The 12379-nt window shown below is 70.2% G+C and carries 15 protein-coding genes and 1 pseudogene; 2 read left to right on the top strand and 14 right to left on the bottom strand.

The window, feature by feature from the left end; translation table 11 throughout:
• Positions 1-199: 199 nt before the first annotated feature.
• Complete coding sequence (locus EBN03_RS04965) at positions 200-523, bottom strand: DUF202 domain-containing protein (RefSeq protein WP_122186832.1); 324 nt, start codon at positions 521-523, stop codon at positions 200-202.
• A gap of 2 nt (positions 524-525) precedes the next feature.
• On the bottom strand, positions 526-879 hold the full coding sequence (locus EBN03_RS04960; RefSeq protein ID WP_199742588.1) for a YidH family protein: 354 nt from the start codon (positions 877-879) through the stop codon (positions 526-528).
• A 151-nt stretch (positions 880-1030) separates the two neighbouring features.
• Between EBN03_RS04960 and EBN03_RS04955 the strand changes: the two are divergent.
• Both EBN03_RS04955 and EBN03_RS04950 read left to right on the top strand, forming a co-directional pair.
• Positions 1031-1405: pseudogene (locus EBN03_RS04955) on the top strand (murein hydrolase activator EnvC family protein); the annotation flags it as partial.
• Between the two features lie 515 nt (positions 1406-1920).
• Positions 1921-2448: a DUF1990 family protein gene (locus EBN03_RS04950; protein ID WP_122186566.1), complete on the top strand. Its 528-nt coding sequence runs from the start codon at positions 1921-1923 to the stop codon at positions 2446-2448.
• 73 nt (positions 2449-2521) lie between these two features.
• Here the strand turns inward: EBN03_RS04950 and EBN03_RS04945 are convergent, their stop codons facing one another.
• The 12 genes from EBN03_RS04945 to EBN03_RS04890 form a co-directional block, all read right to left on the bottom strand.
• Positions 2522-2887 (bottom strand): GatB/YqeY domain-containing protein, encoded by a 366-nt coding sequence (locus tag EBN03_RS04945; protein ID WP_122186565.1) that lies wholly within the window; start codon positions 2885-2887, stop codon positions 2522-2524.
• A gap of 104 nt (positions 2888-2991) precedes the next feature.
• Positions 2992-3408 carry a MarR family winged helix-turn-helix transcriptional regulator gene (locus tag EBN03_RS04940; protein WP_122186564.1) on the bottom strand — a complete coding sequence of 139 codons (417 nt, stop codon included), beginning with the start codon at positions 3406-3408 and terminating at the stop codon, positions 2992-2994.
• The gene (locus EBN03_RS04935) at positions 3398-4771 is read right to left on the bottom strand and encodes an MFS transporter (RefSeq protein WP_122186563.1); all 1374 of its coding nucleotides are present in this window, start codon (positions 4769-4771) and stop codon (positions 3398-3400) included. The genes EBN03_RS04940 and EBN03_RS04935 overlap by 11 nt, the downstream gene beginning before the upstream one ends.
• 86 nt (positions 4772-4857) lie before the next feature.
• Positions 4858-5781: a tyrosine recombinase XerC gene (locus tag EBN03_RS04930; protein WP_407671078.1), complete on the bottom strand. Its 924-nt coding sequence runs from the start codon at positions 5779-5781 to the stop codon at positions 4858-4860.
• 82 nt (positions 5782-5863) lie between these two features.
• The gene (gene dprA, locus EBN03_RS04925) at positions 5864-6997 is read right to left on the bottom strand and encodes a DNA-processing protein DprA (protein WP_233608121.1); all 1134 of its coding nucleotides are present in this window, start codon (positions 6995-6997) and stop codon (positions 5864-5866) included.
• Entirely contained in the window at positions 6994-8505 is a 1512-nt protein-coding gene (locus tag EBN03_RS04920) for a YifB family Mg chelatase-like AAA ATPase (RefSeq protein WP_122186561.1), read from the bottom strand. The genes dprA and EBN03_RS04920 overlap by 4 nt, the downstream gene beginning before the upstream one ends.
• On the bottom strand, positions 8505-8861 hold the full coding sequence (locus EBN03_RS04915) for a YraN family protein (RefSeq protein WP_122186560.1): 357 nt from the start codon (positions 8859-8861) through the stop codon (positions 8505-8507). The genes EBN03_RS04920 and EBN03_RS04915 overlap by 1 nt, the downstream gene beginning before the upstream one ends.
• A 124-nt stretch (positions 8862-8985) precedes the next feature.
• A complete protein-coding gene (locus EBN03_RS04910) occupies positions 8986-9291 on the bottom strand; it encodes a DUF2469 domain-containing protein (RefSeq protein WP_011210678.1) in 306 nt (101 codons plus the stop codon).
• Between the two features lie 37 nt (positions 9292-9328).
• Entirely contained in the window at positions 9329-10066 is a 738-nt protein-coding gene (locus tag EBN03_RS04905; protein WP_122186559.1) for a ribonuclease HII, read from the bottom strand.
• Between the two features lies 1 nt (position 10067).
• Entirely contained in the window at positions 10068-10898 is an 831-nt protein-coding gene (gene lepB, locus EBN03_RS04900) for a signal peptidase I (RefSeq protein ID WP_122186558.1), read from the bottom strand.
• Positions 10899-10983: 85 nt separating this feature from the next.
• Entirely contained in the window at positions 10984-11325 is a 342-nt protein-coding gene (gene rplS / locus EBN03_RS04895) for a 50S ribosomal protein L19 (RefSeq protein ID WP_122186557.1), read from the bottom strand.
• Positions 11326-11494: 169 nt separating this feature from the next.
• Positions 11495-12367 carry a hypothetical protein gene (locus EBN03_RS04890; RefSeq protein WP_122186829.1) on the bottom strand — a complete coding sequence of 291 codons (873 nt, stop codon included), beginning with the start codon at positions 12365-12367 and terminating at the stop codon, positions 11495-11497.
• Positions 12368-12379 lie beyond the last annotated feature (12 nt).

The following is a 12379-nucleotide window of genomic DNA, read 5'->3' as shown; positions in this document are numbered from 1 at the left end:
CTCTCATTGCCGGTTGACGCAGGGATCGGCGACCCCTGCCCTGGCGCCCGCATGCCATCGGACCCCTCGGGGACCAGCCGGTGGCAGAAGTGCGAACGGGCGCGCGAAGTCGGTCACACGTGTGTGAACCGCTGATCCAGTCTACGAGTCTTCGGCCCGCAACAGAAATCGCCCTGGTCAGCGCGCCCGAACCCGCACGTCAGACCAGGGAGGCGACCGTCAGGAATGCCGCCGCTCCGACCACCGCGACCGACAGCGCGACGGCGCCGACCGAGCGGCGGCTGTCCGTGACCCGGTGTGCGCCCGGACCCCGCAGGTCGTAGCTGCGGCGGACCGCGATCACGGCCACCGTCAGCAGCGCCACCACCCCGACCAGCGGGACAACCAGCGCCGCCCGATGATCGGCGCCGACCGCGTTGCGCAACAGCAGCACCACGTTCGCCATGGCCGCCACCGCTGTCCGCCGCCAAGCCAGGACGGTCCGTTCCGCGGCCAATCCGGTGGCCGGATCCGGCCGCACCATGTTCACGACATCAGGCTCGCCACGACGGCCAGCACCGCGACGATCGCGATCCCCGCGGCCAGGATCGGGACCATCACCGTGCGCGGCAGCGGGCGACCGGCCTGCATCTCCGCCTCCACGTGCCGCCAGCGCGCGTAGGCGCCGACCGCCACGATCGTGGCCAGCACGATGCAGCTGACACCCAGCGCGGTGCGCGCGCCGTGCCGCCGGAACGGCTGGACGAGTTCGTGCACGGCGACACCACCGGCGAGCAGGCCCAGCGAGGTGCGGATCCAGGCCAGAAAGGTGCGTTCGTTGGCGAGGGTGAACCGGTAGTCCAGCCGTACGCCCGGCTCACCCGGATCCTGATCGGTCACCGCACCATTGTTCCGTCCTGGCAGGGGTATCCGCACGCCGACATGCGCGTACCCGGAATCCGGCACAGGAGATATCCACAGTGCACCGATTCATCCACACTCGCCGGTGGGGCTCTTCCGACACGCGCTCGCCGGGCGGACAGTCGCTGTCATGCGCTGGTCGATTCTGCTTCTGCTGCTCCCCCTGCTGCTGTCGGCGGCCCCCGCCGCGGCCCGTCCGGTGCCCGCCCGCTTCGAGTGGCCACTGCGGCCGCGGCCGGCCGTCGTCCGGCCCTTCGACAAGCCCGACCACGATTGGCTACCCGGCCATCGCGGCGTCGACCTGGCCGGTGCGCCGGGCCAGCCGGTGTTCGCGGCCGGACCGGGCGATGTCGTGTACGCCGGTCCGGTCGCCGGCCGCCCGGTCGTCTCGATCGAACACCCCGGCGGCCTGCGCACCACATACGAGCCGGTCCGAGCATCCGTCGCAGTCGGCCGACGCGTCGACCGCGGCAGCCCGATCGGCACACTCGAGTCCGGCCACCCCGGCTGCACCGGCACGTGCCTGCACTGGGGTGCGCGACGAGGTCGCGACTACCTCGACCCGCTGGGCCTACTGCACCCGGTCCCGTTGCGACTGAAACCCGTTGAGACCGCGGAGACATCCGGCGTAGCGGCGGAGCCGGGCAGTGCCACGGCGGAACCGGTCGGCGCGCCGAGGGAACCCGTCGCCACGACGACCGAATCGGTCGGCACCACAGCGGACGCGGTCGGCACCACCACGGAGACGGTCGCAGCGACAACCGAACCGGACACGCCAACGAGCGAAGCAGTTGACGCGAAAACGAACACGGTCGAGGCGAGACGAGCCGAGCAGTGTGACAGCAGAAACCGCACGGCGACAACCGAACCGGCGACGACCGCACTCGCCGGGTCGACAGCCGCGGCGGTCGAGGCGAGGGCGGAGAAGGTTTCGGCGCCAATGGAGTTGGATGGTGTGGCGGCGGAGGCTATCGGCGTCAGGGCAGCGACAGGACGGCGGGCGGCGGGCAAGATGGCGGCATGTCGCCATCGTATCCGACGCCTCCGTTCACTTATGTCGAGGTCGGCGCCACGCGGGAGCCGGATGGTCCGGTGCCTGCGGGGTATCACCGATTCGAGCTCCGGCGGCGGCTCGGATCGGGGCGCGCGCTCTTCGAGACCGCGGCCGAGCAGATCCTCGCCTACCGGATGCAGCGCGCCGCGGGAATCTTCGCGCGGGCGAGCACCCCCGTCGCGAGCCCCGGCACCCGGCTGACGGTGCGTCTCGGCGTGGGCCCGATCGGCATCGAGGCGCCCTGCCAGGTGGTGTACGTCCTCGACGAACCGGACCGGCGGGGTTTCGCCTACGGCACGCTGCCGGGGCACCCGGAGATCGGCGAGGAACTGTTCGCGGTCGAGTACGACCCCGCCGACGACAGCGTCCACGGTGTGATCGCCGCGTTCTCGCGCCCCGGGACCTGGTACGCGCGGCTCGGCGGGCCGGTCACCCGAATGCTCCAGCACGCCATCGGTCGCCGCTACCTCGACGCCATCACCCCCGCACGCTGACATGCTGTCGCTAGCTGCGAGGTACGCGGCAAGCGTGACGGCGCTCCCGCCGGCCGCTCGACCCGGCAGACCCCTATCGCGTCAAGTGCGCCGCGAGGGTGTCGGCCTCGGCGCGAAGCTGTGCGGTGCGGGAGGTCCGGCCGAGGCGCTCGTATTCAGCTGCGGCCGTGCGGCGTTCGTCGATCTCGGTGCCGACGATCCGCTCGACGTCGGACTCGGCGAGCTCGCGGCGCCGCACCTCGGCGACACCGAGGCCGACGGCGCTGGTCTTCACCGCACCGGCGCCTAGGGTGGCGGGGTCGACGGCTTCGGCGTTGTCGACGGCAGCGAGCGCGGACCGCAGTGCGGCGGCGGCCACCCGGTCGCGGGCCTTCATCGCGGCGGGCAGCGCAGCGCGCAAACGCTCGCGCAGCGGACTGACGGACTCCTGCTCGGACATGCGGCGAAGCTGACGAATTCGGGCCGCAGCGGCGAGGACATTTCGCCGCCGATGCACGTAGGCCGGCGCCGCGCGCAGCCGCGATCGGCGCCGATTCGGTTGGTTCAGTGCAACTTACGGAGAATGGCGGCCAGCGTCGACAGGTCGTCGGACGTGAGTGCGCGCACTGCTTCCGGCGCCGGGTCGGGGGTGGTCATGGCTCGTTCCACCGCGGCTCGGCCGGCGGGGGTGATCGAGACCAGTTTGGTGCGCCGGTCGTTCGGGTCGCATTCGCGCACGACCAGGCCGCGTTCCTCCAGATCGTTGACCGCGACCGTGGCGGCGGGCGCGTCCATGGCGGCGGCGTGCGCGAGCTGCTTGACGCTCAGCGGCCCGGCATGCAGCCGGCGCAGCACCCGGACCCGGCTGAACGGCAGTCCGGTGCGCTCGGCCACCGCCCGCTTCCACCCGTCGCGGGTGTCCATCACGGTCGCGGTGATCAGCTTCCAGACCTCGTCCGGGGTGGGTGGGTCAGCGGACATCGACGGGCGCTTTCTGTTCGAGCAAGGGGGCGACGCGGTCCCGGGAGCGAACCGCCCAGCCGGTCGAGGACACGATGCCCAGCACGGCGACCCCCACGGCCAGTACGGCGATTATCCACCAGACGTCGCTGCCCACCGGATCCACCGAGGTACCGCACAGTGCCACACCGACACTCACGCCCACCTGTCGGCTGGTCGAGGCCACCGCCGACGCGGCACCCGCACGGTCCAGCGGCATACCGCTGACCGCCGCGGTGGTGATCGGCGCGTTGACCGTCCCGAAGCCGATCCCGAACACCGCGAACGCGATCACCAGCTGCCACTGCGGAGTGTCGGTGCCGATAGTCGTGAGCACGACGCCCGCGACAGCCATGCACAGTCCCGCGACGACCAGCGACGGTCGGGTGCCGAACCGGCCGACCAGGCGCCCCGACAGCGGCGAACAGACCAGAACCGCGGCGGCCATCGGCAGGTACAGCAGCCCGGTGTGGACGGCCGAATAGTGCCGCACCTCTTGCAGATACAGCGAGCACAGGAACAGGAAGACCCCGAATCCGGCGAACGCCATGACCGCCGTGGCGGTCGCGGCGGCGAACGGGACGCTGCGGAAGAAGCGCAGGTCGACGAACGGATCCCGGTGCCGCGATTCGTAGCGCAGGAAGCCCGCGAAGGCGACCGCGGACACCACGAGGACCGTGGGCCGCTGCTCGATCATGGCGAAGGTGAGACTGAGCAGAAAGACCATGGCCAGCAGCTGCCCGACCGGGTCGATGCCGCGCGCCGTCGCGGACTTGGACTCCGGAACGAACAGCGCGGTCCCGAGCAGCGCCAGGGCGCAGATCGGCAAGTTGATCCAGAACACCGACTGCCAGCCCAGCGTGTCGATCAGCCCGCCGCCCACGATCGGGCCGAGCGCCATGGACACCCCGACGACCGCGCCCCAGATCCCCACGGCCCGAGCCCGTTCCCGAGCGCCCGTGAACGTGTGCGTGATGATCGACATCGCCACCGGATTCAGCATCGAGCCACCGACCGCCTGCACGAACCGCGCCCCGATCAGCATGTCCACCGAGGTCGCCAGGCTGCACAGCAGCGACCCGAGCGCGAACACGACCAGCCCGATCCGGAACACCCGCCGCCGCCCGAACCGATCGGCGAGCCCACCGGCCAGCATGAGCAGCCCGGCCAGCGTGAGGGTGTAGGCGTCGATGATCCACTGCAGCCGCGACAGCGGCGCATGCAGATCCGCGCGAATCGCCGGAATCGCAACGTTCACGATGGTCGCGTCCATCGACACGATGAGCAGGCTCAGACAGCACGTCGCCAACACCATCGACGCCCGCCCACGATTACTTGTAAGCATACAATGATTGTAGATTTACAACTATCCCGGAGCAACCCCTTGCATCTGCGTCCGCGCCGGCCACCACGAGCCGCTCGAGCGGCACCTCAAGCCCGCGGATGAGCCTGGTTGTGGACGGCTTTGAGGCGTTCGATCGACACCTGGGTGTAGAGCTGCGTCGTTGCGAGACTGGCGTGGCCGAGGATCTCCTGGACCACCCGGAGATCGGCACCCCCTTCGAGCAGGTGCGTCGCGGCCGAGTGCCGTAGCCCGTGTGGGCCGAGGTCCGGCGCGCCGGGAACGGCCGCCACCACCTCGTGCACCACGCTGCGGGCCTGACGCTGGTCGAGGCGGCCGCCCCGCCGCCCGAGCAGCAGTGCCGCACCGGAACGGTCGGTCGCCACCGTCGGCCGTCCCACCTGGAGCCAGGCATCGAGCGCGGCTGCGGCCGGTACCCCGTACGGCACCGAACGCTCCTTGTCCCCCTTGCCCAGCACCCGGACCAGCCGCCGCTCGTGATCGACGTCGTCTAGATCGAGACCGCACAGCTCACCCACCCTAATCCCGGTGGCGTACAACAACTCCACGATCAACCGGTCCCGTAACGCCATCGGATCCTGTTCCGCCGCACCGGACTCCGCCGCATCCATCGCCGCATCCGCCTGCTCGCGGCCCAGCACCGCCGGCAACGCGCGCTGCGGCCGCGCCGCCACCAGGCGCGGCCCGGGATCCACTGCCAGCCGCCCGGTTCCGGTCAGCCAAGCCGTGAACGCCCGTGCCGCCGACGCCCGCCGCGACATCGTGCTCCGCGCCGCCCCCGCCGCGGATTGCTCGGCCAGCCACGACCGCAGCAGCGCCAGATCGATGTCCTCCACCTCCGCATCCGCCGCCCGCGCCCGCAAATGCCGCAACAGCGACCGTGCGTCCCCGAGATACGCCCGAACGGTATGCGCGGACCTGTTGCGCCCCAACCCCAACTGCCGCCCGTACTCGTCGAGCAGTTCTTCCCACTTCACCGGCAGATCGTCCACATCCCCACGGTCACCCGCCGTCCCCACCTCGAGCAAGTCCCCACGCCGCCCACACCTCCCGCCCGTCTCAGCACGACAGTCGTCAGCCGGCCTGGGCCGTGCGGTACCAGCCGCTGTGGTCGGAGCCGACATAACCGGTCAGTTCCAGCCCGGCCAGCGCCGCTCGGGTGGCCGGCACCGAGAGGCCGGCGGACTCGGCGACCTCGGCCGGTTGGCGTGAACCCACCTGCGGCAGTACCGCATACACCGCGGCCTGCGGGCCGTCCAGGTGGTCGGCGGCGGAGGTGCCGGTCGGCATCGAGAGTCGCAGCGGACCGGCCTCGTCGACGACCTGGGCCGCTTCCGAAACCAGCAGCGCCTCCCCCTCCCGGATCATGCGGTGACAGCCGGCCGAGGCCGCGGCGGTCACCGGGCCGGGGACCGCCATGGCCGGGCGCCCGAGGCAGCGGGCCCATTTCACCGTGTTGCGCGCTCCGCTGCGCAGACCCGCCTCCACCACCAGAACTCCGTCGGCGAGGGCCGCCACCAACCGGTTCCGTTCCAGGAAGCGGTGTTTCAACGGCGCCACGCCGGGCGCGTATTCGCTGACCACCGAACCGGTTTCGGCGATCCGCTCCAACATCCGGTGATGCGCGGCCGGATACGGTCGGTCCAGACCACACGCCAGGACCGCCACCGTCAGGCCCTCGACCGCCAGTGCCGCCCGGTGCGCGCAACCGTCGATGCCGAACGCGGCCCCCGACACGATCGTCCAGCCGCGGCCCGCCAGCTCGCCGGCGATCTCGGCGGTCACGTGCTCGCCGTAGCCGCTGCTGCACCGGGCGCCGACCACGGCCAGAGCCAGCTCGGTCGCATCGGCGAGCGGCACGGCACCACGTACCCACAGGGCCAACGGCCCGGTCGCCGCCGGATCCCGCCCAGGGTCGAGCTGCCCCAGGCCGAGCAGGCGCCAGGCCGGCCACTCCGGATCGTCGGGAGTGACCAGGCGGCCGCCCAGGCGCGCCATGAGCTCCAGATCCCTTTCGGCGCAATCGGTTCCGCGCCGCTGTGCGGTGGCACTCAGCAGCGAGGCGGGCAGGTCGCACTGCCGGACCGCGCGGGCCGCCTCCAGCACGCCGACCCGCGAGATCAGGTCCGACAGTGCCGCGCTCGGTCCTTCGGCCACGCGCGACAGATACGCCCACGCCAACCGCCGCTCGTCGGCACCGGCGGTCACGACGTGCCTCCACGCTGCCGAAAATTGAGTGCCTGCAACACATCCTCGGCGCCGGGCACCTCACCGCCACGCAGATCGCAGATCGTCCACGCCAACCGCACGGCCCGGTCCGCACCGCGTGCGGAGATCCGCCCCAGCCGCAGCGCGCTCTCGATCGGCGTCACCGCCTCGCGCGGCAATCGCTGGCGCCGACGCAGAATATGGCCCGGCACTTCGGCATTCGTGGCCCAGCCGAATTCACCCCACCGCGCCGCGGCCGCCGCCCGCGCCACAGCCACCCGGGCCCGCACCGTCGCGCTGCTCTCCACCTCGGTGGCGGCGAACGTACCACTGGCTTGGCCGTGCATCTGCACCCAGATATCGATGCGGTCCATCAGCGGCCCCGACAGCTTGCCCAGATACCGCCGCCGCGCCAGCGGCGCACAGATGCAGTCCACATCCCGCGCCGGCGCGCACGGGCACGGATTGGCGGCCAGGATCAACTGGAACCGCGCCGGATAGCAGGCCACCCCGTCGCGGCGGGCGATGCGAATCTCACCCTCCTCCAACGGCGTTCGCAGGCTCTCCAAGACCTTCGTGCCGATCTCGGCGGCCTCGTCGAGGAACAGCACGCCGCGATGCGCCCGGCTCACGGCGCCCGGCCGCGCCGAACCCGAACCGCCGCCCACCATGGCCGTCACCGAGGTGGAATGGTGCGGTGCCACGAACGGCGGGACGGTGATCAGCGGATCATCGCCCGGGAGGGTTCCCGCCACCGAGTGGATCGCGGTGACTTCCAACGCCTCGGTCGGGCTGAGCAGCGGCAACAGTCCCGGAAGCCGTTGGGCCAGCATCGTTTTGCCGATCCCCGGCGGACCGGTCAACAGCAGATGGTGCCCACCGGCTGCCGCGACCTCGAGCGCCCAGCGGGCCTCGTCCTGCCCCACCACCTCGTCCAGGTCGGCGCAGACCCGCTCGGCCGGCGGGGGCGCCGCGGCGGGCACGAGCAGGGCACCGTCGCCGCGCACCCAGTCGATCAGCTCGCGCAGCGTCCGCGTGCCCAGCACCCGAATCCCGTCCACCAGACCGGCTTCCGGTAGCGCCGCCTCCGGCACCACCACGGTGTCGCGGCCCGCCGCGCGCGCCGCGAGCACCGCCGGCAGGATGCCGCGCACCCGCCGCACCCGGCCGTCGAGCGCCAGTTCGCCGAGCAGCACCGCGCCGGCCAGCCGCGCCGACGGGACGGCGCCGGCGGCATCGAGTACCGCGATCGCCAGGGCGAGGTCGTACACACTGCCGACCTTGGGCAAAGTGGCCGGGGACAACGCCAGGATCACCCGCCCGTCCGGCCACTTCTCGCCGGAATTCTGCACCGCCGCGCGGACCCGGTCCCGGGATTCGTGCAGGGTGGTGTCGGGCAGCCCGACCAGGTGCACCGACGGCAGCCCCTGGCCGATATCGGCCTCGATTTCCACCAACTGCCCGGTGACGCCGGTGACCGCCACGGAAAACGCCCGCCCGAGTGCCATCAGAAGACCGCCTTCAGGTGGGTGATCTCGGGTTCACCGCGCGGTCGCACCAGCACCGACACCACATCGAACCGGATCCGCCGGTACGGTCCGCCCTGCTCGTCGAGCCACAGCAGCGCCAATCGGCGTATTCGCTGCTGTTTGGCGAAAGTCACTGCCTCCGCGGGTGTTCCGTACCCCAGTCCGGATCTGGTCTTCACCTCGACGAAGGCCGTGACCCCGGCTTCGTGCCCGATCAGATCCAGCTCGCCGTAGCGGCAGCGCCAGTTCCGTTCGACGATCTCGATCCCGGCCGCCCGCAGGAACCGCGCGGCCAGCTCTTCCCCGTGTGCGCCGAGCGCCAGATTGTTTGCCACCCAACGATAGTCGCGCCCGCCGCCGATTCAAGATCGAATCCACCTGCGGGAACACAAGTCTGTGGACAACTCGGAAGATGTGGACAACCCGCCCGAATCCGGGCGGGTCGTCGGTACTCGGAGGCTACTCCGGCAGCCGGAGGTCCGGCTTCTCCAGCTCCTCGATGTTCACGTCCTTGAACGTGATCACCCGGACATGCTTGACGAAGCGGGCGGGCCGATACATGTCCCACACCCAGGCATCCGACATCCGCACCTCGAAGTACACCTCACCGTCGGCGTTCTGCGGGCGCAGTTCGACGGAGTTGGCGAGATAGAAGCGGCGCTCGGTCTCCACCACGTACGAGAACTGACCGACGATGTCCTTGTACTCGCGATACAGCGAGAGTTCCATCTCGGTTTCGTACTTCTCGAGGTCCTCGGCGCTCATCGGGTGGGACATCCTCCTCTTCGCGGGTGTGCAAACATCATCGCGCATGCACCGGATCAGGGGCCACTCGCGGTCCGTCCGAGGCGGACGTGTCGGCATCCCCGCCCAGCTCACGGACATTTCGCCAGCTCCGGCGGTGTTCCGCGGTGGGACCGAGCCGGCGCAGCGCCTCGATGTGCTCGGTCGTGTTGTAGCCCTTGTGGGCGGCGAAGCCGTACCCGGGCAGCTTGCGGTCGAGGTCGACCATGATCCGGTCCCGGGTGACCTTCGCCAGAATGCTGGCCGCCGCGATACAAGCGGCCGTGGCGTCGCCGCCGATCACCGGCAGCGACGGCACCGGGATCCCGGGCACCCGGAACCCGTCGGTCAGCACGTATCCCGGCTGGATGTCCAGGCCCGCCACCGCGCGCCGCATCCCCTCGATATTGGCGACGTGGATACCGATCGCGTCGATCTCCCAGGCGGGGATCACGATCACCTGCCAGGCCAGTGCCCGCCGCTGGATCACCGGGAACAGCCGCTCCCGGGTCGCCTCGGTCAGGCGCTTGGAATCGTCGAGATCCGCGAGCGAGTCGTAGGCCTTCGGCGCGAGCAGGCACGCGGCGACCACCAGCGGACCGGCGCAGCAGCCGCGCCCGGCTTCGTCGACCCCGGCCACCGGGCCGAGACCGTTGCGGATCAAAGCGGCCTCGAGCGTGCGCAGGCCGCCCGCGCGTCGCATGACGACGCGCGGCGGCCAGTCACCGGTGTCGAGGGCAGTCCGGCGACCCCTCATGTCAGTGCTGGGGGTTGTGCGCGCTGACCGGTCCGATCCGGCTCGGCGGCCAGATCTTGAACACGGCCTTGCCGCGGATGTCCTTCACCGGCACCGTGCCCTGGAGTTCGTCGAAGACGTGGGCCCGCGAGTCGGCGGAGTTGTTGCGGTTGTCGCCCATCACCCAGACGTTGCCTTCGGGCACCTTGATCGGCCCGAATTCGCGGCCCGCCCGGTTGATGGCACCGCCCTGGATGCCCGGGGTCTGCACCATGAACGACTGCCCGGGCTGGTACGGGAACTGATAGTTCGCATACGGCTCGTCGATCGGCTTGCCGTCGACGATCACCCGGCCCTGCGGGTCACAGCACTGCACGGTCTGGCCGCCGACCGCGATGACCCGCTTGACCAGGTCGTTCTCGTCCGGCGGCACCAAGCCGAAGAAGGAGAAGAAGTTCTGGATGCCGCGCGTAACCGCGTTCTTCGAGCGGTTGGAGCGGTAGGAGGCGTTCCACGACGACGTCGGGCCGACGAAGACGACGACGTCACCGGGCTGCGGGTCGCCGATGTCGTAGCTGAGTTTCTCGACGTAGATCCGGTCACCGGTGCAGGTGGGGCACCCGTGCAGGGTCGGTTCCATCGACTCCGACGGGATCACGTACGGCCGCCCGATGAAGGTCACCACCAACGCCGCGATGATCGCCGCGATACCGATCAGGATCGGCAGCTCCTGCCAGAACGGGCGCTGCTTACCTTCTTTCTTCGCGCGCTTCGGCTTGCGCTTCGGCTCGGACTCACCAGCCGGTTCCTCATTGGGTCCGGATACCTTCACCGATTCGCTTTCGTCAGCCACGCCGAACAGGTTAGCCCCAGTAGCTCAGAAAAACAGAAAACCCCCGGCTGCTGCCAGGGGTTCCCGTTTCGCGACGACCTGAGGGTCAGCGCTTCTCCTTGATCTTGGCCTTCTTGCCGCGCAGGTCGCGCAGGTAGTACAGCTTGGCGCGACGCACGTCACCGCGGGTCACGACATCGAGGTGGTCGATGTTCGGGGTGTGCACCGGGAAGGTGCGCTCCACGCCGACACCGAACGAGACCTTGCGGACCGTGAAGGTCTCGCGGATGCCGCCACCCTGGCGACGGATGACGACACCCTTGAAGACCTGGATGCGCTCCTTGTTACCTTCGATGACCTTCACGTGCACGTTGACGGTGTCACCCGGGCGGAACTCGGGGATGTCGGTGCGCAGCGACTTTTCGTCGACGAAGTCGAGGGTGTTCATGTCCGTCCTTAGGAAGTTCGCGTGAACAGAGGAACCTGGCTCTGGTGGCTGCGGTCGCGACATCGCCGCTGACCCAGCTCGGCCGGTTCGTGCTCCGGATGTGGGCGGTGCGCTGAGCGCAGTTCGCCCAGGCAACCCGGATATTGTGCCAGACAAAAGCGGACACCTGTTAATCGGGTGGCTCGTCGGCAACCTTCCTGCCACTCAGATGCAGATGCGGCGGCGGAGCCGGCGGTGCGGGCACCACCGTGCGGGCGAGTTCCGCTTCGGTGGCCTGCAGAATATGCGCCACATCGGGTTTCCCGGCGATCAGGTCCTGCACGAAGATCTTCGCCCGGATGACCGGGCGCCGGTAGCGCCGCTCCCGCACGATCGCCCGGCGCATGAGCTGTGGCCGGCTGCCGTAGCGCCAGCGGGCCCAGGGCGCGCCCGGCCGGCTCAGCCGCAGCGCGCCGACCACCAGCAAAGGCGGGAAGAACAGGCCGAACAGACCGGTCCAAATCTTGCCCTTGACGATCACCACCGCCGCCAGAAGCAGGTTGACCAGCGCGAACACGCTGAGCACGACCCGACCGCGGGTATCCGCGGCGTGCCGCAGCCCGTTGATATCCAGCAACCACAGCGGATGCACACCGAGCAGCAGCAACCCGGTGACGGCCAGCGCCACGAAGACCGCGTCCACCGAGGTACGGCCCTGTTCCTCCCAGTAGACGTCGCGCAGGTAGTAGATGAGGGCGAACTCGTCGAGGACCAGCGCGGCGCCGATCCCGAAAACCGCCGCCAGCGCGCTGACCACGCCGGTGCCGCTGCGGTAGGCGGTCAGCAGGCCCATCCCCGACGACAGCACGAGCACCACCCCGAACACCATGTGGTGGATGTGCACGTCGCCGGCGCGCAGGTTGCCCGGCCACCAGCGGACCCGCTTACGGATCAGCCGCACACTGAGCCGGATCAGCAGGAAGCCGCCGATGAAACCGAGCAGGAAGCACAGCAGTGGCAGTCGCCCCTGGGCGATCACGGAGTCGTCGAGCCAGTGCCGCATGCTCATCGAGTC

Origin of the sequence: Nocardia stercoris, from assembly GCF_003696265.1 — a bacterium.
GTDB lineage: Bacteria > Actinomycetota > Actinomycetes > Mycobacteriales > Mycobacteriaceae > Nocardia > Nocardia stercoris.
This window is presented reverse-complemented; position numbering and strand designations above follow the sequence as displayed.

Coding starts and splice junctions, on each gene's coding strand:
- EBN03_RS04965 (WP_122186832.1), bottom strand. CDS start 523: ATGGTGCGGCCGGATCCGGCCACCGGATTGGCCGCGGAACGGACCGTC.
- EBN03_RS04950 (WP_122186566.1), top strand. CDS start 1,921: ATGTCGCCATCGTATCCGACGCCTCCGTTCACTTATGTCGAGGTCGGC.
- EBN03_RS04910 (WP_011210678.1), bottom strand. CDS start 9,291: ATGAGCGCCGAGGACCTCGAGAAGTACGAAACCGAGATGGAACTCTCG.
- EBN03_RS04940 (WP_122186564.1), bottom strand. CDS start 3,408: ATGTCCGCTGACCCACCCACCCCGGACGAGGTCTGGAAGCTGATCACC.
- EBN03_RS04920 (WP_122186561.1), bottom strand. CDS start 8,505: ATGGCACTCGGGCGGGCGTTTTCCGTGGCGGTCACCGGCGTCACCGGG.
- EBN03_RS04935 (WP_122186563.1), bottom strand. CDS start 4,771: ATGCTTACAAGTAATCGTGGGCGGGCGTCGATGGTGTTGGCGACGTGC.
- rplS (WP_122186557.1), bottom strand. CDS start 11,325: ATGAACACCCTCGACTTCGTCGACGAAAAGTCGCTGCGCACCGACATC.
- EBN03_RS04945 (WP_122186565.1), bottom strand. CDS start 2,887: ATGTCCGAGCAGGAGTCCGTCAGTCCGCTGCGCGAGCGTTTGCGCGCT.
- EBN03_RS04890 (WP_122186829.1), bottom strand. CDS start 12,367: ATGCGGCACTGGCTCGACGACTCCGTGATCGCCCAGGGGCGACTGCCA.
- EBN03_RS04905 (WP_122186559.1), bottom strand. CDS start 10,066: ATGAGGGGTCGCCGGACTGCCCTCGACACCGGTGACTGGCCGCCGCGC.